The organism is Methylocapsa sp. S129 (assembly GCF_009765995.1).
Classification (GTDB): Bacteria; Pseudomonadota; Alphaproteobacteria; order Rhizobiales; family Beijerinckiaceae; genus Roseiarcus.
Genome location: NZ_LMUI01000030.1, coordinates 1 through 22,711 on the forward strand (window position 1 = coordinate 1; position 22,711 = coordinate 22,711).

At 63.3% G+C, this 22,711-nt stretch carries 29 protein-coding genes and 1 tRNA gene; 10 read left to right on the plus strand and 20 right to left on the minus strand.

The genetic code is table 11. The features are described from left to right. Nucleotides 1-311: 311 nt before the first annotated feature. Together GSQ90_RS17585 and GSQ90_RS17590 are read left to right on the plus strand one after the other, a co-directional pair. Nucleotides 312-1,529 carry a divergent polysaccharide deacetylase family protein gene (locus tag GSQ90_RS17585; RefSeq protein WP_158816163.1) on the plus strand — a complete coding sequence of 406 codons (1,218 nt, stop codon included), beginning with the start codon at nt 312-314 and terminating at the stop codon, nt 1,527-1,529. Nucleotides 1,530-1,550: 21 nt separating this feature from the next. Continuing rightward, the gene (locus tag GSQ90_RS17590) at nt 1,551-2,063 is read left to right on the plus strand and encodes an RNA pyrophosphohydrolase (RefSeq protein WP_158816164.1); all 513 of its coding nucleotides are present in this window, start codon (nt 1,551-1,553) and stop codon (nt 2,061-2,063) included. On the opposite strand, the gene GSQ90_RS17595 is transcribed toward GSQ90_RS17590, so the two are convergent. The 6 genes from GSQ90_RS17595 to GSQ90_RS17620 form a co-directional block, all read right to left on the minus strand. Continuing rightward, nucleotides 2,047-2,370 carry an ATPase inhibitor subunit zeta gene (locus GSQ90_RS17595; RefSeq protein WP_158816165.1) on the minus strand — a complete coding sequence of 108 codons (324 nt, stop codon included), beginning with the start codon at nt 2,368-2,370 and terminating at the stop codon, nt 2,047-2,049. The two genes, GSQ90_RS17590 and GSQ90_RS17595, sit on opposite strands and share 17 nt — an antisense overlap. Nucleotides 2,371-2,492: 122 nt before the next feature. Next, nucleotides 2,493-3,161, minus strand: coding sequence for a Fic family protein (locus tag GSQ90_RS17600; protein WP_158816592.1), 669 nt, complete (start codon nt 3,159-3,161; stop codon nt 2,493-2,495). Next, nucleotides 3,145-3,336 (minus strand): hypothetical protein, encoded by a 192-nt coding sequence (locus tag GSQ90_RS17605; protein ID WP_158816166.1) that lies wholly within the window; start codon nt 3,334-3,336, stop codon nt 3,145-3,147. The genes GSQ90_RS17600 and GSQ90_RS17605 overlap by 17 nt, the downstream gene beginning before the upstream one ends. Nucleotides 3,337-3,456: 120 nt before the next feature. Beyond that, nucleotides 3,457-4,080, minus strand: coding sequence for an RdgB/HAM1 family non-canonical purine NTP pyrophosphatase (gene rdgB, locus GSQ90_RS17610; protein WP_158816593.1), 624 nt, complete (start codon nt 4,078-4,080; stop codon nt 3,457-3,459). Between the two features lie 14 nt (nt 4,081-4,094). Next, nucleotides 4,095-5,621 (minus strand): M48 family metalloprotease, encoded by a 1,527-nt coding sequence (locus GSQ90_RS17615; protein ID WP_246731656.1) that lies wholly within the window; start codon nt 5,619-5,621, stop codon nt 4,095-4,097. Further along, a complete protein-coding gene (locus GSQ90_RS17620; RefSeq protein ID WP_158816168.1) occupies nt 5,618-6,451 on the minus strand; it encodes a thermonuclease family protein in 834 nt (277 codons plus the stop codon). The genes GSQ90_RS17615 and GSQ90_RS17620 overlap by 4 nt, the downstream gene beginning before the upstream one ends. A gap of 79 nt (nt 6,452-6,530) precedes the next feature. Between GSQ90_RS17620 and GSQ90_RS17625 the strand changes: the two genes are divergently transcribed. From GSQ90_RS17625 to GSQ90_RS17635, 3 genes are all read left to right on the plus strand, one after another. Continuing rightward, nucleotides 6,531-6,607 (plus strand) — tRNA-Arg (locus GSQ90_RS17625). A gap of 164 nt (nt 6,608-6,771) precedes the next feature. Next, nucleotides 6,772-7,023 carry a hypothetical protein gene (locus GSQ90_RS17630; protein ID WP_158816170.1) on the plus strand — a complete coding sequence of 84 codons (252 nt, stop codon included), beginning with the start codon at nt 6,772-6,774 and terminating at the stop codon, nt 7,021-7,023. Between the two features lie 362 nt (nt 7,024-7,385). Next, complete coding sequence (locus GSQ90_RS17635; RefSeq protein WP_210254923.1) at nt 7,386-8,819, plus strand: DHA2 family efflux MFS transporter permease subunit; 1,434 nt, start codon at nt 7,386-7,388, stop codon at nt 8,817-8,819. A 610-nt stretch (nt 8,820-9,429) separates the two neighbouring features. On the opposite strand, the gene GSQ90_RS17640 is transcribed toward GSQ90_RS17635, so the two are convergent. Genes GSQ90_RS17640 through GSQ90_RS17650 form a run of 3 tightly spaced genes read right to left on the minus strand, consistent with a single transcriptional unit; the run spans nt 9,430 to nt 10,691 of the window. Continuing rightward, nucleotides 9,430-9,822 carry a type II toxin-antitoxin system HicB family antitoxin gene (locus GSQ90_RS17640; RefSeq protein ID WP_158816171.1) on the minus strand — a complete coding sequence of 131 codons (393 nt, stop codon included), beginning with the start codon at nt 9,820-9,822 and terminating at the stop codon, nt 9,430-9,432. Then, nucleotides 9,801-9,986, minus strand: a complete 186-nt coding sequence (locus GSQ90_RS17645; RefSeq protein ID WP_158816596.1) for a type II toxin-antitoxin system HicA family toxin — start codon at nt 9,984-9,986, stop codon at nt 9,801-9,803. The genes GSQ90_RS17640 and GSQ90_RS17645 overlap by 22 nt, the downstream gene beginning before the upstream one ends. Before the next feature lie 15 nt (nt 9,987-10,001). Continuing rightward, nucleotides 10,002-10,691, minus strand: coding sequence for a type VI secretion system-associated protein TagO (locus GSQ90_RS17650; RefSeq protein ID WP_158816172.1), 690 nt, complete (start codon nt 10,689-10,691; stop codon nt 10,002-10,004). A 582-nt stretch (nt 10,692-11,273) separates the two neighbouring features. Between GSQ90_RS17650 and GSQ90_RS17655 the strand changes: the two genes are divergently transcribed. Beyond that, complete coding sequence (locus GSQ90_RS17655; protein ID WP_158816173.1) at nt 11,274-11,459, plus strand: hypothetical protein; 186 nt, start codon at nt 11,274-11,276, stop codon at nt 11,457-11,459. Nucleotides 11,460-11,538: 79 nt separating this feature from the next. Here GSQ90_RS17655 and GSQ90_RS17660 read toward each other — a convergent pair whose 3' ends face one another. The 6 genes from GSQ90_RS17660 to GSQ90_RS17685 all read right to left on the minus strand — a co-directional run bounded on the left by GSQ90_RS17660 (nt 11,539) and on the right by GSQ90_RS17685 (nt 18,070). Next, complete coding sequence (locus GSQ90_RS17660) at nt 11,539-12,156, minus strand: hypothetical protein (protein ID WP_158816175.1); 618 nt, start codon at nt 12,154-12,156, stop codon at nt 11,539-11,541. A 910-nt stretch (nt 12,157-13,066) separates the two neighbouring features. Continuing rightward, nucleotides 13,067-13,333 carry a hypothetical protein gene (locus GSQ90_RS17665; protein WP_158816176.1) on the minus strand — a complete coding sequence of 89 codons (267 nt, stop codon included), beginning with the start codon at nt 13,331-13,333 and terminating at the stop codon, nt 13,067-13,069. Between the two features lie 251 nt (nt 13,334-13,584). After that, complete coding sequence (locus GSQ90_RS17670) at nt 13,585-15,003, minus strand: MBOAT family protein (protein WP_158816177.1); 1,419 nt, start codon at nt 15,001-15,003, stop codon at nt 13,585-13,587. Further along, entirely contained in the window at nt 14,984-16,582 is a 1,599-nt protein-coding gene (locus GSQ90_RS17675) for a GDSL-type esterase/lipase family protein (RefSeq protein WP_158816178.1), read from the minus strand. Before GSQ90_RS17675 ends, GSQ90_RS17670 begins: the two co-directional genes overlap by 20 nt. Before the next feature lie 7 nt (nt 16,583-16,589). Further along, entirely contained in the window at nt 16,590-17,366 is a 777-nt protein-coding gene (locus tag GSQ90_RS17680; RefSeq protein WP_158816179.1) for a GDSL-type esterase/lipase family protein, read from the minus strand. Between the two features lie 26 nt (nt 17,367-17,392). Continuing rightward, nucleotides 17,393-18,070 (minus strand): SGNH/GDSL hydrolase family protein, encoded by a 678-nt coding sequence (locus GSQ90_RS17685; RefSeq protein WP_158816181.1) that lies wholly within the window; start codon nt 18,068-18,070, stop codon nt 17,393-17,395. Between the two features lie 179 nt (nt 18,071-18,249). Between GSQ90_RS17685 and GSQ90_RS17690 the strand changes: the two genes are divergently transcribed. Next, nucleotides 18,250-18,780 (plus strand): L,D-transpeptidase, encoded by a 531-nt coding sequence (locus GSQ90_RS17690; RefSeq protein ID WP_246731657.1) that lies wholly within the window; start codon nt 18,250-18,252, stop codon nt 18,778-18,780. A 3-nt stretch (nt 18,781-18,783) separates the two neighbouring features. On the opposite strand, the gene GSQ90_RS17695 is transcribed toward GSQ90_RS17690, so the two are convergent. Beyond that, on the minus strand, nt 18,784-19,488 hold the full coding sequence (locus GSQ90_RS17695) for a YggS family pyridoxal phosphate-dependent enzyme (protein WP_174247499.1): 705 nt from the start codon (nt 19,486-19,488) through the stop codon (nt 18,784-18,786). A gap of 168 nt (nt 19,489-19,656) precedes the next feature. On the opposite strand from GSQ90_RS17695, the gene rpmB reads away from it, so the two are divergent. Beyond that, nucleotides 19,657-19,959 carry a 50S ribosomal protein L28 gene (gene rpmB / locus GSQ90_RS17700; protein ID WP_158816182.1) on the plus strand — a complete coding sequence of 101 codons (303 nt, stop codon included), beginning with the start codon at nt 19,657-19,659 and terminating at the stop codon, nt 19,957-19,959. 38 nt (nt 19,960-19,997) lie between these two features. On the opposite strand, the gene GSQ90_RS17705 is transcribed toward rpmB, so the two are convergent. The 3 genes from GSQ90_RS17705 to GSQ90_RS17715 form a co-directional block, all read right to left on the minus strand. Next, nucleotides 19,998-20,414 carry a PIN domain-containing protein gene (locus GSQ90_RS17705; protein WP_158816183.1) on the minus strand — a complete coding sequence of 139 codons (417 nt, stop codon included), beginning with the start codon at nt 20,412-20,414 and terminating at the stop codon, nt 19,998-20,000. After that, nucleotides 20,411-20,647: a DUF6364 family protein gene (locus tag GSQ90_RS17710; RefSeq protein WP_158816185.1), complete on the minus strand. Its 237-nt coding sequence runs from the start codon at nt 20,645-20,647 to the stop codon at nt 20,411-20,413. Before GSQ90_RS17710 ends, GSQ90_RS17705 begins: the two co-directional genes overlap by 4 nt. Nucleotides 20,648-20,771: 124 nt before the next feature. After that, complete coding sequence (locus GSQ90_RS17715; protein ID WP_158816186.1) at nt 20,772-20,930, minus strand: hypothetical protein; 159 nt, start codon at nt 20,928-20,930, stop codon at nt 20,772-20,774. On the opposite strand from GSQ90_RS17715, the gene GSQ90_RS17720 reads away from it, so the two are divergent. After that, nucleotides 20,907-21,614, plus strand: coding sequence for a LytTR family DNA-binding domain-containing protein (locus GSQ90_RS17720; RefSeq protein ID WP_158816188.1), 708 nt, complete (start codon nt 20,907-20,909; stop codon nt 21,612-21,614). The two genes, GSQ90_RS17715 and GSQ90_RS17720, sit on opposite strands and share 24 nt — an antisense overlap. Before the next feature lie 60 nt (nt 21,615-21,674). Here the strand turns inward: GSQ90_RS17720 and GSQ90_RS17725 are convergent, their stop codons facing one another. After that, nucleotides 21,675-22,307 carry a VOC family protein gene (locus tag GSQ90_RS17725; protein ID WP_158816189.1) on the minus strand — a complete coding sequence of 211 codons (633 nt, stop codon included), beginning with the start codon at nt 22,305-22,307 and terminating at the stop codon, nt 21,675-21,677. Between the two features lie 215 nt (nt 22,308-22,522). Between GSQ90_RS17725 and GSQ90_RS17730 the strand changes: the two genes are divergently transcribed. Beyond that, entirely contained in the window at nt 22,523-22,708 is a 186-nt protein-coding gene (locus GSQ90_RS17730) for a type II toxin-antitoxin system HicA family toxin (RefSeq protein ID WP_158816191.1), read from the plus strand. The last annotated feature ends 3 nt before the right edge of the window (nt 22,709-22,711 follow it).

The following is a 22,711-nucleotide window of genomic DNA, read 5'->3' on the forward strand; positions in this document are numbered from 1 at the left end:
GCCATGACCCATCGCGCCCCGCAACAAAAGGCGCTTGAATCACACATCGACCCTAATGGGAATCACTCGTGTGAATGCCGTAGCCGCCACGCGGGGCGAAGGGAAACGCGCACCCATTCTCCTTGCATAGCGGGGAGAAGGCGTCATGCGAAGCATGACGGATGAGGGGCGGCGCAAACCTCGGACAGAGTTCCGCCGCCGCGTCAAAATTTCCGCTCGACCCGCCGTCGGGACAGGCCGACAATGGCGCCGCGCGGCGGGTTGATTCGTTTGAGGGATTTGGCTCCAGACGGCCGGGCGGAGCGGGATCGATGGCGGGCCTTCACGAGCGCGACGAATTGCACAGGCCGCTGGGCCTGGCCGCGCCGCCATCCAGGCGGGCTGCGCCCTATGGACGGCTCGCCTTGCTGGCCGGGGCGGCGCTTGTCGTCGGCCTCGGCGTTTTCCTTGTGGAAACGGACGATCATCTGGGCGGCGAACCCTATGCCGTCGCCTCCGTCGACATGCACCCCCCAGCGCCGCCGGCCCCTCCGGCGGTCGCGCCAAATGCCCCCGCGGTGGCGCCTGCCGGTCCGTTCGCGCCCTCTTCGGCCAGCCAGGTCGAGATGTCGAGCGGCGTCAAAGTGGTGCGCGGAGGCGGGATGGCCGCGCCGGGCTCGCTGATTATCCAGGTGCCCGACACGATCGGGCTGCATCTGACGCCGGCGCCGGACAAACGGCTGGTCGACAAATCCCGATATGGCCTGCTGCCGCGCATTGGCGCCGATGGAACGCGCCCCTCGGAGGCTTACGCCAGGCCGCCGCTGATAGCGGGCAAGCTCAAGGCCGGCGCGCCGCGCATTGCGCTGCTGGTCGGCGGTCTCGGCTTGAGCGAAAGCGGCACGCAAGACGCGATCGTCAAACTGCCCGGCGCCGTGTCGCTGGGATTTGCGCCCTATGGCGCGGATGTCGAACAGGACGCCGCGCAGGCGCGCGAGGCGGGCCATGAGGCGTTCCTGCAGGCGCCGATGGAGCCCTTCGACTATCCCGCCAATAATCCGGGCCCGCACACGCTGCTCAGCACGCTTTCGCAAGGCGAGAATCTCGACAATCTGCATTGGCTGATGGCGCGTTTCACCGGCTATGTCGGCGTGACGAATTTCCTCGGCGCGAAATTCACCGCCGACAGGGGCGCGCTGTCGCCCGTGCTCAGCGAAATCGCGATGCGCGGGCTTCTTTATCTGGACGACGGGTCGTCGCCGCGCAGCCTGGCGCGGGACATCGCGCCGGGCCTCAATCTTCGCGCCGCGGCCGCCGATGTCGTGATCGACGCCGACCAGTCGCCGCAGGCGATCGAGGCGGCGCTCATCAAGCTCGAGGCTTTGGCGCGCGCCAATGGCGCGGCGATCGGCGTCGCCACGGCGCTGCCGGTCAGCGTCGACCATATCGGGCGCTGGGCGGCAGGCCTTGAAGCGCGGGGCCTCGCGCTGGTCCCGCTCTCGTCGATCGCAGCGCGGGCGCCCGGCCCCGCCGCGCAAGCCAATCCCTGATCGCGGCGAACGGAGCGGGTGATGACGAAGGACGAATTGCCCTATCGCCGCAATGTCGGCGCGGCGGTCTTCAATCGCGCGGGCGAAGTATTCCTCGGTCGCCGCAAGAAGCGGCGCGGCGGCATGGAGCTTGTCGCGGGCCATGAATGGCAAATGCCGCAGGGCGGCATCGACGAAGGGGAGGCGCCGCTTGAGGCGGCGCGGCGCGAACTTTTCGAGGAAACCAATATTTCGCACGTTGCGCTGCTCGCCGAGGCGCCGGACTGGCTGAGCTATGACCTGCCGCCCGAAGCCCTGGCGGGGCGGTGGAAGGGGCGCTATCGCGGCCAGACGCAGAAATGGTTCGCGTTCCGCTTCGAAGGAGATGACAGCGAGATTGACATCGACCGGCCGGGCGGGGGCGCTTTCGAGCCGGAATTCGAGGCCTGGCGCTGGGCGCCGCTGGAGACCTTGCCGGGGCTGATCGTGTCCTTCAAGCGGCCGGTTTACGAGGCGGTTGTCGCGGCGTTCAAAAACCTCATCGCCCGGCCATGATCTCGGCTTTGGCCTGATCCATCGTCTCGGCCATTTTGCGGCGGATGCGGTTGCCTGATAATTCGACCCTGGCCTGCGCAAGGCTGGTCTGGATGATCTTGAAAAGTCCGTCCGGGTCGGCGACGCCGACCTGACCGGCGACGAGCGCGGCGGCGTAGGAATCGGCCTCCGCGCCGCTCAGGCCCAGCAATTGCGCGAGCCATAATCCCAGCAGCTTGTTCCGGCGCGCGAGCGCCTTGAAGGCCAGTTCCTCATCGACCGCGAAACGCTTCTCGAAGGCCTCTTCGCGATTGTCGAACTCGCTCATGGCGTCCTCCCGGTTGGTTCTTCGCCTCGTACGCTGCGTTAACTTGATTTTTGACGCTTCGATGCGCCAAACCACCTTGGAAGAGGATGTCGGCAGCAGAAAGAAAACCATAGACGCATTGGTCAGGCCATCTTTCCGCCAGCGCTTTCATAGAATGCAGCGAGTTGTCTCGCGAGCATTCCGCCGAGCAACTCTTCCATCGCCGAAACATCGACGGTGTCGTTATTGCGCCACGCCGCGTCTGCACGATCAAGCGCGTCAAAATAACCCCTTCTGTCGGAGACAATCTGATCTGGAATAGTAGGATATCCAGGCAACATGAAACCCGACCGCACCGTCAGAACGACGTAAGACACAATCCGCGATGTCCTGCCGTTTCCATCTGCAAAAGGATGTATCCAATTGAGTCTCCACATGACATAGGCGGCCAAATGGATAGCGGTGGAATGCGCCCAATTGTCGTTGACGTAGTCGCACATTTGCTCGACGAGTTCAGGAACGAGGTGAGCTTCGGGCGGCCGATGTTTGCTATGGCTTATTTCGACCGGCCCAGGTCGGAAATTGCCGGCGAACAAGCTGATCCCTGCAAGCGCCTCCCGTTGGAGCGTTAAGACGGTGGAGAGGCGCAGCTTGAAGGAGCCTTGCTCCAAAGCTGACTGAGATATGGCGACGCCTGCGTCATATTGCCTTAACCCGTTTCTCGCTTCGGCCTCAGCGCGCGCCAAGTCATCTCGAATCAAGTCAGGCTCGATAGCCCTGCTCTCTCGTCGCGGATCAGCGCTTTCCGGCATCGCGTTCACGAGCGATCGATTCCGCCTGCTGGTTAATCATTTCGCGCGTGATCAGCTTGTTTTCGAAGGCCGTATTGCCGTACGCGAAACTACGACGCTGCTCTTCTCGCTGCCGCGCGGAGGGTTGGGCTTTTTTTGCTGCTTCCAGCAAAGATTCCAAAGCACGCTCCACCATGTTCGCCTCCTGACATTCATCCAATCGAATCATAGGAGCGCATCGTTTACAAGCGATGATCATTCCCCTCAACGGCCAGCCGACCGCGCACTGGCGACCTTCCCCCAGTCGCCCCAGTCTTCATAGGCAGGCGCGCGCCAGCATCTGAAAAGCGCGCGCGCGATGCGACAATGCGAGCGAACCGTCGGCGGGGATCCCGTGCTTTTCCTCGGCGCTCATCTCGCCAAAGCCGCGCGAATGTCCGTCCGGCAGGAAGATCGGATCATAGCCGAAACCATTGTTCCCCTTTGGCGGAAAAACGAGCGTTCCGTCGACGCGCCCTTCGAAATATTCGACATGGTCGTCGGGCCACGCGATCACCAGAGCGCTGATGAAATGCGCGCGCCAGGGCCGCGGCGCCTTGACGGCCAAAAGCTCCTGTTGAACCCGCGTCATGGCCGCGGAAAAATCCTTGGAGCCGCCGGCCCAACGCGCGGAATAAATGCCGGGCGCGCCGTCCAGAGCTTCGACGCAAAGGCCGGAATCGTCCGCCAGCGCCGGCATTTTGGCGGCGCGCGCGGCGGCGAAAGCTTTCAGTTTGGCGTTGGCCTCGAAGGTGTCGCCGGTCTCTTCCGGCTCGGGCAGGCCAAGATCGCCGGCGCTGACGACCGCGATCCGCCAGGGTTCGAGAAGCTCGCGAAATTCGCGCAGCTTTCCCGCATTATGGGTCGCCGCGACGAGCGGTCCGGTCAGTTTCCGATGCACGCGGCGCGCCTCATTCATTCGACGACGATCTTGTAGCGCGCGCCCGGTCTCAGGGCGGCGTCTTTCTCCAGCCCGTTCAGTAGCAGAAATTGCTCAACCGGACGATCCGCGATCGCCATCCGCTTGCCCATCGTCTCGGGCGTGTCGCTGGCGCCCGCTTCGACGATCTCGACGCGCAAGGGATGCGCGCTGGCCGCCTCCTGCGCGCTCAGGCGATGGAATGAATTGATCGAGGCGCGAAAACGCGCGTCGACCGCCGGCGTCAGCGACCGCGCCGCGAAAATAAGCCGATAGACCTTCGGGCCCATGCGCACGGCGCCAAGGCGGAAGCTCCATTGATCGCCCTGCGCCACCGCCGTCGCCGCCTGAAGGTCGTCGATCTTCAAGGTCTCGACCGAGGCGGTCTTCAATCCGTCGATCCAGCCCGAGGCGATCGTCGTCTCCAGGGCGGTCGATGGATCGACATTGACGCTGTCGAGCCGCAGCGCCTGGGCGCCGCCTTCGCCGACGCCGATCAGAGCCACCGACTGGTTCTCGAGCACGAAGCCCTCGGGCGCGGCGAAGGAGAAACCGAGCTTGGGATGGACGAAACGCGGGCCGCGCACCAGGCCTTCGGAGGGATCATCGCCGAACGACAGGCCGCTGATCGCCGAGAGATAGGCGTCGCGTCCGCTGTCGCCGACGCCCGGTGCGCCGATCTGGCGCGCCTCGACCACCGCCTGGGCGATGCGTTCGGGAGTCGAGGGATGGGTCGACATCATGTCGGGCTTGCCGGCATTGGCGTTTTCGCCCAGCAGCGAGGCGCGCATCGCCGTCCAGCGGCCGAGCGAGGAGAGGAAGCGCGACGCGGCGAAAGGATCGTAGCCGGCCTGGCCGATGGTCTTGATGCCGATCTGATCGGCTTCGAATTCCTGCTGGCGCGAGAATTGCGCGAGGCCGAGCCGTCCCCTGGCTTCCTGCTCCTGCCCCTCGTCGGGCCGGTCGAGCACGGCGGTCGAAACCCGCGCGAACAAGGCCGCCGTCTTCTCCTTCTCGGCGCGCTTGGCCGCGTGCTGGGCGGTGACATGGGCGATTTCATGCGCCATGACGGCGGCGATCTCGGAGGAATCATTGGCGAGGGCGAGCAGGCCGCGCGTCACGAAAATATCGCCCGACGGCAAAGCGAAAGCGTTGACGATCGGCGAATTGAGGATCGTGACGCGATAGGTCTCGGAAGGCGTCTGGGTGGCGGGGGCGAGGCGCGTCAGAATCTCGTTGAGATAGCGCTCGGTCGTCGGCGCGCTATATTCGCCGCCAAACAGCGCGATGAGATGCTTGCGCTCGGTGCCCGCGGGCGTGCCGCCGGTGGTGCGGGGGGCGGCCGCCGGCGCCGCGCCGGCCGAAGAAGGCGCTGGCGCATCCATGGCCGAGCAGGCGGCGGCGAGCAGCGGCAAAAGACAAACGACGCCCATGCGCGCCCGGCGCCAAAAGCCCGAAGCGCGGAATTTTGGGGGGCGGCCGCCCGACCCCCCCTGCCGCCAATGCTTCTCGCCCAACCTCATTTGCCCGGCTTCGCCTCGCTGGCCCCAGCGCCCTGGGACAATTGTTCGATCTGTTCGGGCTCGGAAATCGTCATTCTGAGCCCGAATCTGTTGTCCATCGCGCCGCGCACCCTGATTCTGGCGCCCGCAAGGGCCGACAGGACGAGGCCGGCGCGCTCGAAAGCCTTAGCCTGACGCGTGACGACGACAGCCGTAAAACTGCCGCGGCGGCCAAAGTCGAGCCAGGTCCGATCGCGGCCGGCGCCGACCCGTAGCACAACGCCCTCGACGATGGCGAATTGTCCGTCGCGCTGGCGCAAATCATCGAGGTCGGTCGCCTCGACCACCCCATAATATGGATCGGTCCACAGGCCAAGGCCGTCGGCGCGGGCCGTATCTTCGGCGGCGAGCCGTTCGGTCTCGCAATTGCGCGCTTCGATCTCGGGCCGCACCCGCGCGAGGCCCGCCGACAGCAGCGCCAGGGATATCGACGCGGGGGCGGCCTCGCTTTGGTCTGTCAGAGACATGTCGGCGAGGAGGCGGCCCCAGCGGTCGGTCCGGGCGGCGAGGGCGCGTAAATCCACTTCGCGGCCGACAAGCTGCGACGACAGCCAGGCGCGCGCTTTTGCCGCGCTTTCCGGGTCGCCGCGGCTGGCGTCGGGAATGTCGAGCCCGGCGAGGCGCGCCACGCGCCCGTCGGCGAGGGTGATTTCCCCGCGCTCCGTGACGGATGCGACGATCGCGCGTTCGCCGCCGGCGGCGGGGCAGGCGGCGCCGGCGCGCGTGAGGCCGGCGAGCAGAAGGGCCGCGGCAAGCAAGGGGGCCATAAGATGCGGCGCGCGCCGATTCATGAAATCCGTCTCGACTCGCAGGTGCGAAGACTCAAATTTCATGATAGAGGCGTTTTCGCTTGCGCAAAACGGCGCCTAAGTCCCGGTAGCTCAGCAGGATAGAGCACAGGTTTCCTAAACCTGGGGTCAGGGGTTCGATTCCCTTCCGGGACGCCATGCCTTCAAAGCTCGAAACGCCCTTGATTGTCGCGGCGGCATGCGCAGGGCTCCGGCCGGCGCGCGCTCGTTTAAATTTTATTAAACTTTGCTGTGAGACCTTGGCGACTTGGGGGACACAAACCCGCCGCTGGCATGCGGCGCCCGAACGCAGGAGGCCGCCCGTGCTGTCGAAACCCTCGTCCTGGTCCTATCAATTCAGCAAGCCGATCGCGCTCAAGGACGGTCGGAAGATCGCAACCCTGGCGGAGGCGCGCGACTTCGTTCTTGCACTGCCGAGCGCGCGCCAGATCGCGCCCCTTTGGCAATATGCCGTCGCGCTGATGCTGGAGGTCGCCTATCGCAGCGGCAAGCCCGCGCTCACCGGCGCGCGGATGCAACTCAAATATGCGCTGAGGGCCGAAGGGCTACTTTGACGATTCCGCCGCGGCGTCATCGACCCCAATTCCGCCGCTTGGAGACCTAGCGCGCCGGTGAGCCCCAGGGGCTCGCCGGAACATCGAATTGCGGAGGAGCGTGACCAATGGGTAGAGGTCACGACCTCTGGATTGCTTCGCTCCGCTCGCAATGACGATGCGAGCTTGGCGGCCATCGAAGCGCCGCGGACCCCATCGCTGCAAATTCCGCTCAAAAACCGCCGCCGGCGCCGGGCGAAATAATTTTGCGTCCGCTGGTCCGAATGCGGCTTGCCGTTCGTCTCTGCTCCCAGGGCTCGCGAGCGCTGTCGACGTCGATGTCGCGCGCGCGGCCCGGGGCTCGAGCAGCGGAAGGCCGGATTATGATGGAACGGGATGACAAGGCGGTGAGGACGTGGGCGCTCATCCTCACGTCGGCGGCGTCGCTGATGGTCGCGCTCGATGCGCTGGTGGTCTCGACGGCGCTGGCGGAGATGGGGCGTGAATTCGGCGCCTCGATCGAGTCGCTCGAATGGACCGTGAACGCCTATACCCTCAGTTTCGCGGTGTTGCTGATGACGGGCGCGGCGCTGGGCGATCGATACGGCCGCCGCGGCGTGTTCGCCGCCGGCTTGACGCTGTTCACGGCGGCCTCGGCCGCATGCGCGCTCGCCCCCGGCATCGGCTGGCTGATCGCGGCGCGCGCGATTCAAGGCGTTGGCGCGGCGACGGTCATGCCGCTGGCGCTGGCGCAGGTCAGCGCGGCCTTCCCGCCCGAGCGCCGGGGCTGGGCGCTCGGCATCTATAGCAGCGTCACGGCGCTCTCGAGTGTCGTCGGCCCCGCCGTCGGCGGCGCCATCACGCAAGGCCTGGCGTGGCAATGGATTTTCTGGCTCAACGTCCCGATCGGGCTGATCGCCGTCGCGCTGACCTTCGCCCGCCTGCGCGAAACCTTCGGACCGCGCGCGCCGTTGGACATGGGCGGCCTGACGCTCGCCACCGGCGGCGCCTTCGCTCTCGTCTGGGCGCTTGTGCGCGCCAACGCGGCGGGCTGGGGGAGCCCGGAGATCGTCGCGTCGTTGACAGCAGGCGCTGTGCTCGTTGCGTTGTTCGTGGTGTGGGAGCGGCGCTGCGCCGCGCCGATGATGCCAATGCGCCTCTTTCGCATCCGCGCATTCGCCGCCGGCAACGCCGCGATGTTCCTGCTCAATGGCGCGCTGATGGGCGCCATATTCTTCATGGCGCAGTTTCAGCAGGCCGCGCTTGGCCAGAGTCCCTTCGCCGCCGGATTGCGGCTGCTGCCTTGGGGCGTCGCGCTCGTCCTGACGGCGCCCAAAGCGAGCGCGATCGCCGACCGGCTCGGCGAGTCGGGCGCGGTCGTCTTTGGCTTGCTGCTGCAGGCGATCGGTTTGGGCGGGATCGCGCTCCTTGCGCGGCCGGGGATGGCCTATGCCGAGATGATCGCGCCGATGATCGCCGCCGGCGCCGGTTTTGCGATGGCGATACCGATCGTCCAGAAATCGGTCGTCAGCGCGGCCCCGGCGCAGGATATCGGCAAGGCGTCGGGCGCGCTCAGCATGATCCGCCAGCTTGGCGGCGCGTTCGGAATCGCGCTCGCCGTCGCCGTATTCGCCCAGGCCGGAAGCCGCGCGACGCCACAGGCGTTCAGCGAAGGATTCGCGGCCGCGATGGGCGTCGCCGCGATCCTGTCCTTCGCCGGCGCCATCGCCGGGCTATGGCTGCCGGCCCGGCGGCGAGCGAGGCCGGCGAAAGCGCCGGCCGTTGCTGAGCCGGCGCTGGAGCATGAATTGCTGTGAGGGCATCACGCTATCGCCGTCAATCGCCGCCGCTTCTTTCGACGCCTGAACTCTGTCCCGCCGTTCGAAACGATCGCGGCTTCCGGTTCGCGTTCCGTCGTGACGCATCGATCCAAAGAGCGGGCCTAATTCTACTGCGTCAGAAAATCATGCCCGCGATCTCCTCCCCTCTCCGCGCAGCGCAGGGCTGTCCGGGGAAACGAAATGGGTTGTGGTGCCGGGCGGCGTTGCAACCTCCACGCGTCATGCCCGGCCTTGTGCCGGGCATCCACGCCGTGCCGGGGGGGCCAACGTTGAGAGTTCTTGCGACGGCGCCGCGTGGATGGCCGGGACAAGCCCGGCCATGACGACCACAGGTTGTACAATTATAAAATCCTCCCGCTCTCCGTGCAGGCTTGAGTTTCCCCGGACAGCCCTGCGCGCAGCGGGGAGGGGCCGGGGGTGGGGCGGCGCCAACCGGCGCAGCGGCTTTCCAGGACAAGGCTCGCTCGCGAAGGTCGATTCGCCGGCGAGGTTCAGGGGCGCAGGACTTGAGCATCCCAACATCACACTACCCCACCCCTAACCCCTCCCCGCTTCGCGGAGAGGGGAACTTTCTGACGCAGCAGGCCTAAGCGGCGATCGCCATCTTCGCCGCTTTGACCAGAAGGCCCGAGCGGCTGTAGCCGTTGGCTTCCGCGTAGCGGTCGATGGCCATCAGGACGTCTTCCGGCAACGCGATGTTGATCCGGATGGTTTTGACGGCGGCGGTGGGCGCCGCGACGAGGATCGCCACGCCGTCGCGATTTTCCGCATTCGCCATGACGGCTTCAAGGGTTGACGGCTCGGGGATGGCTTCGCCGTCCTGCTCTAGCCCTTCAAGGTGCAGGGCAAGGGCCTCAGCGGCCATGTCGCGCGCCTCGTCGAGCGTTTGCCCTGTCGCGACGCAGCCGGGAAGATCGGGAAACGAAACGCCGAAATCGCTGTCGGCGTCTTTGTGGATCAAAGCGATATATGGACGCATGGCGATTGCCTCAGTTTCAGTCCTGCCTGCTTTTCGATGCTGCGAAGCGTCCCGATCGGGATGTCTTTCTTCGGGCTGACGATTGTGACGCGGGCCGGCTTGGTTGGATGCTTGAACTGGACGTGGCTGCCCCTTTGAGCGACCTCGGTCCACACGTCCGCCAGAAATTGGGGATGGCGCTATTTCCCGCTCGCCTTAGCGTTCGCCATTGAAGACCACTTGCAAGCGGCGCCGACGCGCTGGCGCACTGCGTCAATCCCATCTAGCTTGAACGTCATGTCATGATACACGCCTTGATAATCTGTCACTCTGAAGAAGATTTTTCCGTGATCGGGTAGTGCACTGAGGATCCTGGCTAGGTTCCTTTCGTCTGGCATGAATGCGGAACTGCTGCTTATTGAGCCGCCGCGCCCCGGAATCCACTTCTGCTCGACGGCCGGGAGCTCGTTGACCCGATACAGAACAGGCACGCGCTGATCTCCCACAAAAATGCCCCAGAAATCTGTCGAGCCAATAAACAGGTCGGTCTGATGCTCCTTGCACCGGACAATGAGCATGGCATTCTTGCCGTTCCCTTCCTCGGTTTGATTACTCGCGGCCACCTGCAGGCTATCGTCGATTGGCGATTTGCTCTCGTCGAAGCTCCATGCCGATGGCGGCGTGGTGATCGCCGCCGCGAGCGCGGCAGTCGCGGTGGCGTCGGCATTCGGAGTGGTTTGCGTCGACGGCGGAGTGGCCGCGGAGTCGTAACAGGCAAGCCTGCGGGCTGCGTCCGGAATTGCCTTGCACGCGGCGACGTCCTCGCTGAGCGCCGGCGAAGCCGCCACAGCCGCGATCGCCAAACCCGCCCCCCAACCGATCAATCGCATTGGCCGGCCCCCCATAGACGTAGAATCGTCGCGCCATGATCATCCGAAGTCAATGGCTCGCCCAGCGACTGAAACTGCGCTAGCTGAGCATCGGATCGTTGGCCTTCAATCTGAACGCTTCGAGTTTGATACCGCTAGCCGTCAGAGATCGCCTTGTGGCTATCACCTCGTCGTCGCCTATTATTCCGAGATCAACTTCCTCGCCTGGGAAAATTACGATCGCGTGCTTTCCGATAGTCACAACGATCTGATAGTTTTCTGAGGCTGCCGACTCTGACATTTTTTCTATGTCCGAACGAAACGGTTCCCGTTTCCAAGCGTGTGGCCAGCCTGGATCGACGTGGATCGCGATTCGCGCCCCGTCCAATTCTGCGACCGCGACGAGTTTGCTTTGAGCAGGAAACCAATGTTCGCCGAAATCCCGCGAAGTGAGGTAGCCACAATGAAAATCGCGGCATTGATCAGGCCTATGGTCGTAGATTTTGCAACCACGACCAATATCGCACTGCGAGCACCATTTGTCTTTGGGTTTTGCCAGTTCTGCAACGCTCAGAACCTTGCAGCAGAGGGTGCACTCTCCGCATGAGCGACCTGGAAGTATCGACGACGTTGCCAATTTCAATCCCCACCGCGCATGCGCGTCACCAGGTCGGCAATGCATCACGGATGCCGTCGACCGAACGCGTTACGGTGATGGTGTGGACGGCGCTCCTTCAAATGGTAAATGGTCGCTTCAACGACAACCATTTTGGCATGGCTCTCACTTGAGCCGGATGCCGGTGTGGGCACGGTCCACACCACCACTGTAATTCCAATTTGGCAGACTTCCGGCACCCACTCGCGCCATTCATTTACCAGTCTGAGCAGGTCCGTCTGTGTCTGGCTCCGATTGGACCGCGTTCGCTGTGGTCACCACAAACGCCTGGATCACCGGGGTGAGCTGCTCACGCTTAAACCCGCCCGACGTAAGAGCGTCCGCAATTTCCCTTGTTCTAGGAAGGAGGTACACGCGCCCGTGATATACGAAGGCTGTCGTGTCACGCATATTGGCATCCAACAGCCCACCAAATCTGCCGAGAATCTTGTTGGGGTCCAGTTCCTGTTGGTCGAGCCGAGCGTCGATGGCTACGAGCTGTACTTCATCCTTAGCAACCATTTGGTTGACCGCGCCAAACCGATCATCCAGTTTCTTGGAGATGTCATCGAAGCGATCATCCAGTTTCCTGGAGAGGTCATCAAAGCGACTGCCCAGCGCCGCATATTGGGTCGATATGACCTTTTCAGCGGAACTAAATCGGTCGTCGACGTGTGACTGCAGTGCAGCCGCCTTCTCCTCAAGGGCCGCGAGTTTTGCTGTCTGCGAGAACTCCTGCGGCACGATTGTCGCCAATAGGCAAAGCGCGATAGGACCGCCCAATCCGATAATGTAAGGCTCGGCGGCCCTCAGTCGATCGCCCCAAGCCATGTCGACCCCTCGCAGCGGTGGCTGGATACATACGTCTGTCATAATGCATGGCTTTCGCTCTTGCAACCCCATGATCAACATGTGTATTGGGGGTGCGATGGCGGGCAGATGGCGCCCAGAAGCAAGGAGCATACAGACCGTTACGGCCTCCTTGTTACGGATTGATCAGACCAGAGTTTCGCACAGCTTCCTTAACGACCGATTCGCAGACGCCGACTAATTACGGTCCGCGCCGGCAATTAACGCCGTTGCGCGCTTTCCGTTCCGAGACCAAGCGTGATTCATACTCCACTGTAAGAACATACTAAGAACATATACGAGGTTCGGTGGGATCGCAATGAATCTCAATCGGAGGAGTCGACGATATGGGCAACGCGACGGCCGCGCAGCTCTCGCTAAACGTCGAACTTCTGGAAATCTGGCGCTGACAATGTTGCCCGCCGGCCGCCTGACCCTGTGCGATCCCTATGCGGCGACCCTCGGCAAATTGCGGATTGTCGCAGCAATTTCTTTCTGAAAATCAAGATTTGCGCTATAGTCGGCTTCTGTTCCCATTAAACAGGAATCCAGGCCATGATCGAGCGCCGCCAGCGACCGCGCCAGCAAAGACCGCCCAACCTTTCGTCCCATTATTTTTTAGTAACTCCCAAGGTGGGTGGTCTGGAATTTCTTAGCACTGATATCATTAGGTTTTTCGAAGCCGATGTTGGGCGGAATCGTTAAAATTGGGTGAAAAGCCGACGAATCGTTCGTCTCGGCGGCGGCCGTTTTGAGAGAAAGTCGTTTTCCTTCAATGTTTTACGGCGAATTGACCCACCTTGGGAGTTACATTTTTTCGTTTTTTCTCTTGCAAGCCATTGATTTCATTGAATCGCACCTGAAAAAAGCTTGCAGAAATTTGGCGATTCCGTCAGGATTCGTCATCGCCGATCAGCTTGCCGAACCAGGCTCTGAGATGCGCGCCGACGGGTTTGACGCCGACGGCGTCGGAGGCGGCTTCGATCTGGCGGGCGATGGCGATCGGCAGCCAGAGCCTGCCGTCCGTGTCGCGGTCCTCCAGCCAGCCGCGCAGGCCCGCCGGAAAGGCGAAGGCGGCCAAGGCGAGGATCGCGTAGATCGGGATGATCCAGCGCAAGGGGCGGTTGGCGGCGGGCGGTGCGGTGGAGTCGGGCGTCATGAGAGGCTTCCCTAGAGCGGGATGAGAATTGATTGAATCGAACGCTCATCAGCGGCAGCTTCGCTATTGAGTCATTGTTCGCATGGAGGCATTTTTTTCACCTCAGAAGGTTGGTCAAGTGCGCGCCAAAGGCGCGCCGCCTCCGGCGGTCGCCCGAAGGGCGACACTTGACCAACCTTCTGAGGTGAAACACGCTCCGCCATGCGAAACGATGGATCATCCTCGACCGTTTCGATCAAAGTCATCATGCCCTAGAACCGGAAATAGATGAACGGGGCCGACGCGGCCGGCGCCATCACGAGGATGACATAGAGCGCGGCAAAACCCAGCGCGATTTGCGCCGGCATGCCCTGCCTGTCGAACGCCGCGCCGGCGATCCGCCGTGTCGCTTCGGGCATCAGATGGGTGACGGCGCCGGCGAGCAGCAGCGGCGCGACGATCCAGGGCGCGGTGACGTCGGCGCCATTGTCGGTCCAGACGCCCGACAGGAACTGCAGCGCGTCGTCGAGCGAGGCAGAGCGAAAGAAAATCCAGGTGAAACAGACGAAGTGAAACGTGACGATCCAGGCGATCGCCTGATAGGCGCCGGCGCCGCTGAGCTTCGCATAGGCTTTCGAGCGCTGCCAGCGGTGGTCGGCGGTCAGGGCGAGGCCGTGCATCGCGCCCCAGATCAGGAACGTCCAATTGGCGCCATGCCAGAGACCGCCGAGCAGCATCGTGATCATGAGATTGCGCGTCGTCGCCCATTCGCCATGCCGGTTGCCGCCGAGCGGAATGTAGAGATAGTCGCGCAGCCAGACCGACAGCGTCATGTGCCAGCGCCGCCAGAAATCGCTGAAGCCCAAGGCGCGGTAGGGCTGGTTGAAGTTCTGCGGAAAGCGATAGCCGAACAAGGCCGCGACGCCGATCGCAATGTCGGTATAGGCGCTGAAATCGCAGTAGATCTGGATCGCATAGGCGTAGGTCGCGACGATCAGATCAAAGCGCGCGAATTGCGAGGGGTCGGTGAAAACGGGATCGACGAAGCGCACCGCGATGTAATTGGCGATCACCATTTTCTTGAAGAGACCACCGAGAATCAGCAGCAGGTTCTCGCCGAGCGAGAAATCCCCTGTTCGTCCCGGCCGCTGCAATTGCGGCAGGAATTCATGGGCGCGCACGATCGGCCCGGCGACCAGATGCGGGAAGAAGCTGAGATAGAGCATGACGTCGAGCGGCGAGCGCGACGCCGAAACGCGACCGCGATAGACGTCGACGACATAGGAAATCGCGTGGAACGTCAGGAAGGAAATCGCGACGGGCAAAGTGACGTTGACAAAGGCCAGGCCGGGATCGAGCGAGACCATATGCGCGAAGTTGAGGATCTGCGCGACGAGGAAGTTGAGATATTTGAAATAGACGAGGATGCCCAGATCCAGCGCGATGCAGAGCGTCAGGACGGCGCGGCGAAAAGGGCGGGAATGCGCCGCGTCGACGTAGAGGCCGCCGAGATAGGAAATCGCGCCGCTCGCCAAAATCAGAAAGACGAAATGCCAATCCCATGACGCGTAGAACAGCAGGCTTAGAGCCAGCAGAACGAGCTTCTTGAGGAGATTTTGGTTATTCAGGCTCCAGACGAGGGCGAATGATCCGGCAAAGAATAAGGCAAAATCAATTGTAGGAAACAACATGCTTGAGGCTCTGCCGGTCGTCGATCAGCGGAATGAGGAAATCGGCGAATTTGTCCGCGCTGAGCTTATAGCCGTCGAGCGTCATGTGCACATAGTCATGCGCCATCAGGGCGGGCGTCGCCGCCGCCCATGTCTGGGCGCCGCAGGGCCCGGGCATGATGGCCGACCAATCCCAGAAGGCCGCGCCGGTTCGCTCGGCGATCGCGCGCTGGGCCTCGCGCACTTGCGCCAGTTTGGGCGGCGTTTCGAAGCGGCAATGGGAGCCGTTCGCCGTGTCCGCCACGTGCTGCAGCTCGCCGCAATCATGGCCGGTGGCGCCGCCCGCGCATGGATGCGCCGCGCCCGGCAGACGCGCGCCGTCCGGCGGTCCGATCAGGACGATATGCGCGTTGGGTTGCAGGGACTTCAGCTTGCCGATCACCCGCTCGTATTCCGCGCTATAGGCGCCGATGTCGAGCGCGTCGTTGAAGCCTTCGTTGGTGCCGAAGGCGAGCACGATAATGTCGGGGGATAGGCGGCGCATGTCGTCGGACAGATTGGCCATCGCCAGTTTTTGCAGGACCTGCACGGTAGCGCCGGGGAAACCCAGGCTGAGATAGGACACGCCATCGCCGTCGCGCTCGACATGAATGCCGGTGACGGTCACCGGCGCGTCGGATGTCGATCGCACCGCGATGTCGCGGATGGCATGCTGGCTGGCGCCGGGCGCCCGCGCCGACAGGATCGCGCGCTCGTCGCTCGCGCCGTCAAGATCGATTTCGCCGCTCAGCGCGCCATCGATCAGAACCTGCGCATGGCCGCCGCCTGGCTGTTTGAGGAACGCCACTTTGAGGCTGTCGTAACCCATCGCGTCGCGCGCCGTCAGATTGATGACGGCGCCGGCGTGATGGGCGATAGCGTTGAAGCCGGAGAGGTAAAAGCGGCGGTTTTCCGAGGATTTTTGCAGCGCCTCATAGTTCCAGCCGTCCGAGGCCTCATCCTTGAACAAGGCCGAACGGACGCCCGGATGCGGCACGCCCGGCACGATATAGCCGGCGCCGCCGTTTCCATAGACCTCCTGCAGCCGCTCGCGCACGCGGCCGGTGAAGAAATCGGCGGCGGTGTGGCTGTCGCCGAGCTGCAGGATGGTCAGGCGATGGCCGGCGAAGCTGCCGTGCACCAGCGTTCCATCAATGCCGATCTCCGCATTCTGGACGTCGCGCGCGGCAAATTCGAAGGTTCGGTAGGGCAATTCGCCGGGTTGCGGGCTGAAATGCCGAGGGGGCGCGAAGACGGCTTTTGAAAGCAATGTGGAAAAAGTCATGTTGCTCGCCAGCGGAGGCGCGGCGTTGGCGACGATTCCCGGTTCGACCGGCGCCACATGTCCCGCGACCGGAGGCCAGGGCGGCAATCTTCGGAGAGCCGAAGGCGGCGCCGGATCCTGTCGTTTCTCCGCCCGGCTTTGCTCCGAGGCGACCTTAGCCGCAGGCCTGTCCTGGCCGCGCATATTCGGGGACATGAGCGACACGTCCGCAAGGGTCATCGCGCCCAGCAAGACAATGGCCCCGATAACGATGCCCCTCGGCTGCAGCAACCTCATTCCTTTCTTATTTTGAGCACTCGCTCAAAATATCCCGCCCGCGAAGCTTGAGGCTGTTCATGATGAAAGGATAGAAATAATCCATCACCTGATCGTAGCCGGTCGTCGTAAAATGCACGCCGTCATTGGCGCGGAATTGGACAAGGCGATTGTCGGCGTTGGGCAGATACGGCTTGTATTCGTCATCGCCGGCTTGCGACGACCAGGGTTTGACATAGGCGGCGAGCGGCGAACCGACATCGGCGACCGCGGCGGCGAACAGGCGGTTCTTGTTCCTCGCGTCCGCATTGGCGGCGGGATCGAGCATGACGGGCAGGCCGGCGACGAGGATCGACGCGCCGCCAGCGATGGCGTTGCGCACGAGGTCTTCGGCGAACGACTGGTAGCGGGTGTCAAAATCGGGCGCATCATATTCCGTCCTGACCCTTGAAGCGTCGACAATCGCCTGACGGTCATTGATCCCAAAAGAACCGACGAACAGATCGGGGCCGCCATCTTTGGCCATGGCACCCACTTCCGCCACCCAATTGAACTGATCGAGCCGGGCCAGCCCCGTGCCGTTCTTCGCCTTCCGGATCAATTTTATTCTATCGGCGAGACATTTGTCTTTTCCGAGGCGCCGGAACAGCGCCCCCCACAGCCCATCGGCCATGGAATCGCCGACAAAGGCGATGTGGACGGGGGCTGTTTCGGCCGCCATCGACGCGGGCGCGGACAGTCCCATCAATAGCGCAAACCCGACGCAAACCGCGCCAGCCCATAGAAATGGCGACTTGACCTTCATTCTTTGCCCCCAATGGCAAACGAGCTTCAATTGGCCCCTGGCGCGACCTCCGGCGCTGGGGCGGGGGCGGCAGGGGCGGGCGGGTTCTTTTTCCTATGTCTATGCTTAACCGGTTTTCTCTTCTTGTTGTCCCTGATTACGGGCTGATTTTGATTGGAGGCCACAGTGACCACCGGAAATCCAGCCGCCGCGGCCGCTTTCTGCCACATCAGGGTGTAGCCGGCCATATTGAAATGAACGCCTTCGGCGCCGCGCAAGGAGCGGTCGCAAATATCGGGGCCGCGCATGCTGACATAGATGACGCCGGTTCCCTCGAGTTCCTGGCGCAGATTGGCGTCCAGCTTGATGGCGTAAGCGTCCCAGGGCTTGAAGACGCAGGGCGGGCCGAGCCAGACCAGCTTGACGTCCTGCGCGGCGGCCGCGGCGAGAATGTCCTGCACGGGTTTCTTGACATCGACCGCGCCGCCGACGGCGTCATTCGTGCCAAGGCTCATGAACGCCGTCGTGCCGCGCGGCAATTGCCGGATTTGTTCGAGAATCTGGCCGCCGTGAATGGCGATGCTGAGTTTGGCGAGCGAGGGGAGTTTGGCCGCCCATGACACGCCGACGCCCAGGCTGTCGCCAATGATTTCGCCGCCCGCCATGGCGGCGGACGGAAGCGCAATAAGAACCGCGACGCCAAAGGCCAGACTGCGAAGGGACATGGAGACAACCGAAAGATTTGCGATCGTTCATGAGTAGGTCAGTATGGTTAATGAGTCACTAATTCCCTTGCGCAATTCCGGCGTCGACGCGCCTTGTTTTCTTGGCGGAGCCGGCTTGCGGCAGGGCGGCTTTTCGCGCGAAGGTTCCTTGCTTTCCCTCGTCATTTTGAGTCGCCCGATTGACCTCTCGTCTCCTTTCGATCCTCCGTGTCCGCGCCGCGGCGGGCCATCGCGCGCGCGGCTGGCTGACGGCCGGCGATCTGCGCATTCCCTGCGCGCTCGGCCCGGCCGGAATCGTCCGGCGCAAGCGCGAGGGCGACGGCGGCACGCCGGCGGGGCGGTTTGCTCTGCTATGGGCGTTCTATCGCCCGGATCGCAAGCGTCCTGCCGCGGGCGGCGTTCCGCTGCGCGTTTTGCGGCGCGACGCGGGCTGGTGCGAGGATTCCCGCAGTCCTTGCTATAATAGAGCCGTGCGGCTGCCCTTTTCGCTCGCCTGCGATTCGATGTGGCGCGCCGACCATCTCTACGATCTGACCTTCGTGCTCGACTATAATTTCACGCGACGCCAGAAGGGCGCGGGCAGCGCGATCTTCTTCCATCTCGCGCGGCCGGGGCTGACCCCGACGGCCGGCTGCGTGGCGATCCACGCCGCCGATATGCGCCGGCTGGCGCCAAGATTATCGGCCGGGGCGACGATGTGGATAGGTTAGGGCTCAGGCCCGCGAACCAAAGATCGCGCTGCCGACGCGCACATAAGTCGCGCCGAGTTGCACTGCGAGTTCCCAATCGGCGCTCATGCCCATCGACAATTCGGCGATGCCGCAGCGTTTGGCGATCATTCCCAGAAGCGCGAAATGCGGCGAGGCCTGTTCGTCGACGGGCGGAATGCACATCAGGCCGGCGATCTCCAGCCCGTATTTTTCGCGACATAGCGCGATGAATGCGTCGGCGTCGCGGGGGGCGACGCCCGCCTTCTGCGGCTCCGCGCCGGTATTCACTTGCACGAACAGGCGCGGTCTTTTGCCTGCTTTGGCCATGGCTTCGGCGAGGGCGGCGGCGATCTTTTCGCGATCGATCGTCTGAATGACGTCGAACGCCTCGACCGCCTCCCGCGCCTTATTGCTTTGCAGCGGGCCGATCAGATGAAGCTCGATTGCCTTGCCGAGCCGGTTGGCGCGGGTGCGCAGATCACGCCATTTGGGCTGCGCTTCCTGCACGCGGTTTTCACCAAACAGCCTTTGGTCGCCTTCTTCGATCGTCGGCCAGACTTCATCGGCCGAAAAGGTCTTCGAAACCGCGATGAGGCGCACGGAAGCAGGGTCGCGCCCGCAATCGGCTGCGCGCCGGGCGATGGCCTGGCGAAGCTGGCGCAGGCGCGATAAAGCGTCGCTATCGCCAAATGAACCTTCTGCGGTCAATGAGATCGCTCCTTACGCGCTTGACGCCCCAAGCCCCTTCCCCTATAGACCGCCGACCCAAGAAGCCACGATTGGATTGGCGCCGGGACGCTTTTATCAAGCGGCCCCTTAAGGCGTTGATTGGTTGGGCTCTTTACCAAATCCCATTTGCTTAGGGGAAGTCGCGAGATGTCACGCCGCTGCGAATTGACCGGCAAGGCCGTTCAGACCGGCAATAAGGTCAGTCATTCCAATCATAAGACGCGCACGCGCTTCTTGCCGAACCTGTGCAATGTGACGCTGATTTCCGATTCGCTGGCGCGCTCCGTGCGTCTGCGCGTCGCGGCGGCGGCCCTGCGCTCAGTCGAGCACCGCGGCGGCCTCGACGCCTTCCTGATCAAGGCGCATGACGGCGATCTGTCGCAGGGCGCGATCATCCTGAAGCGCGAAATCAAGAAGAAGATCGCCGAAGCGGCCGCCGCGGCGGCCTGAGGCTTTCGACCGCGTCGCACCCTCGCCGCCTTCCATTTTCAACGAAATGGGTTGACGATGGCGACGCCGTCGATTTCGCGGCCGTGGCTCATGTCTTCCGTATAGAGTTCACGGCAACCGAGCGCGCGCGCGGCGGCTATGATTGCGCTATCCCAATATGAAAAGCCATGCGCGGCGCGAATCTCCAGCGCGCCCCTGATGACCGCGATTGTATTGTCCTGCACGGGGAAGCGCAGCCACGCCTCGATCAGGCCGGCGGCCATATCGTGCGGCAATGCGTCGGGGCGCGTGGCGCGGGTCGCCTGCACATAGAATTCCTGCAAAACCTGAACCGAGAGACCACAATCTTCCTGTTCCAGGAGCGCTATCGCGCGCCGCCGTTTCGGCTCCTCATCGGCGGCGCGGCTGATCGAATAGAGGAGGATGTTCGTATCGAGAAACCGCCGCGCGCTCATGAATTGCGCGCGTGCGCTTCCTCGCGGGAGAGCCGATCGTCGGCTCTGAAGGATTGAATGGCTTCGCGAATTCGCGCTTCTTGCTTCTTCAAACGCGCCGGCTCGGTTTCGCTGGCCGCAACTTCGACGAGAAACTCTTTGACCAGCGCCGAGACCGAGGTGTCGTGCGCCGCGGCGTGGATGCGCGCGCGGCGGTAGGTTTCGTCGTCAAGTGTTACTGTGATATTCTTCATATTCTCACAGTAATAAGGTTATGAGAACCGGTCAAGCCGCTTCCCTGCCGTCTGCATCGGCCACGTAGGCGAGCGAACGCGGCGGTCGTTGTGCGGCGGGCTTGAGGCCGAACAGCGGCCTCAGCTACGCGATGCGGCGCACCGTCTCGTAAGTCAGGACGCAACTTGCCGCCGTCGCCGCGATCGTGAGCGCCGCCTCGCCCCAGGCCGGCAGGCCGAGGCCGCGCAGCGCGAAAGCGGTCGCGATGATCGTGGTCTGATGCACGATGTAGAAGGGAAACACCGCTTCGGTCAGATAGGCGCGCGCCGGCGCGTCGCGCTGGTGCGCAAGGGCGGTTCATGGCCGGACATGGCGATACGCATACGCGTCGGCGGCCTCTGCGCGCTGTTCGTCCTGGCCCATATCCTCGGCATGGTCGCGCTGCGCAAGCTCGCCTTGTTGGGCGTCGGGTTGAGCTACAGCTACAGCTTCAATTTCGCGACCGACGCGCCTTACGAATTGCGCAAGGATATCGTCTCCGCCTTGCTCATCGGCCTCGCGTTTTGGTTTCACGACCGTCCCGCGCCGACGCCCGTGCCGGATCGCGATGACGTCGCACCACGGCCGGACGATCACGCCAAGGCGCCTAACCCCGTTTTGTGGCTGCGCGACGGGGCGACGAGCATCCGAATCGACGCCCGCGACATTATCTGGGTCGCGTCCGCCGGCAATTATGTGGAGTTCAGCCTCGCCGCCCGGCGCCATCTGGTGCGCGGCACGCTGGCGGGCGAGGAGGCGCGGCTTCTACCTTTCGGCCTCGCGCGCGTGCACCGCACGCGTCTCGCCAACCTGAACCATGCCATCGCGGTCGAGCCGCGCCCGTCAGGCGATTTCGCCTTGCGCACGGATACGGGCGAAATCCTGATCGGCAGCCGGCGCTACGGGGAGGCGGTGGCGGGACTGCGCGGCGCGGGGGCGGAAGGATGAGGCTTGCGCCTGTCTTTCGCCAGACGCTGCGCTGCCTGCGCATGCCGCAATATCTCGCCCTCAGCCGCCTGAGAAGGCGATCAGGTTCCCGTCCGGGTCTTCCACGATGAACGTGCGGGCGCCCCATGGCTCCGTCTTCAGGGTTTGATGGAAGGCGACGCCGGTAGCTTGATATTCCAGGAACAGCGGCTTGGAATCATCGAGAACGATTGTCGCCGATAATAAATGCTCCGAAGCCCTGAGGCGCGCATCGAATATCGGGTTGTCGACGTGCCGAAGGTTCAGCCGCGCCGCATCGCGGAACACCTGACCGTAGAACGGCGGATCGCCATAGACGAACCGGACCTTGAAGCCGAGTTTCTCGGTATAGAAATCGCAGGACTTCTTGATGTCGGCGACGAACAGCTGAGGCTCGGCGGCGGCGAAGAAGGGCCTTGAAGTTTCCTGGATGGTTGAGGCCGTCATGGCGTCGATCCCTTTCTTCAGCGCCTGCCAGTTCTCGAATCCGAATTTTCTCGCGACCAGCTCCTGCGCGTCGCTGAGCTTGAAATCGCGCTCAAGGATCTGCCGGTCGCTCAGGTCGCGATATCGAGCCAACGCCGATCTGATCTGCGCCGCGACAGGATAATATCCGTCGCGATGCCATCGCAGATATAGCTTGGCTTGCTTCTTCAGGTTTTCGAAATTTGGCACGGGCGCGCTACAGTTGATGTGTCGTAGGCGGGCAATGCCCCTCCGGCCCGAAAGCCGATGCGCCCTACAGCAGCGGCGTTAAGCTACCTCGGCTGCAGATTACCGGTCAAGACATCGGGATGACGACCAATCCGCGCGCCGCCAATAGCACATCGACTGTTGATTTTGTCGAACACCGCGCATTATAATACGCATTACGATGTGCGGGCCCGACCTTGGAAACGAACACTCGCAAGATTGTCGTCCGACTGGAGCGTGAGAACTGGTCGAACGTCGGCGGCGGCAACCACGACAAGTTCGCAAATCCCAATCGCGAAGGCGTGCTGATCATTGTGCCGCGCCATCGCGTCGTTTCGCCGGGCGTGGCGCGCGACATCGCCAAGAAGGCCGGTTGGGTCTGACAG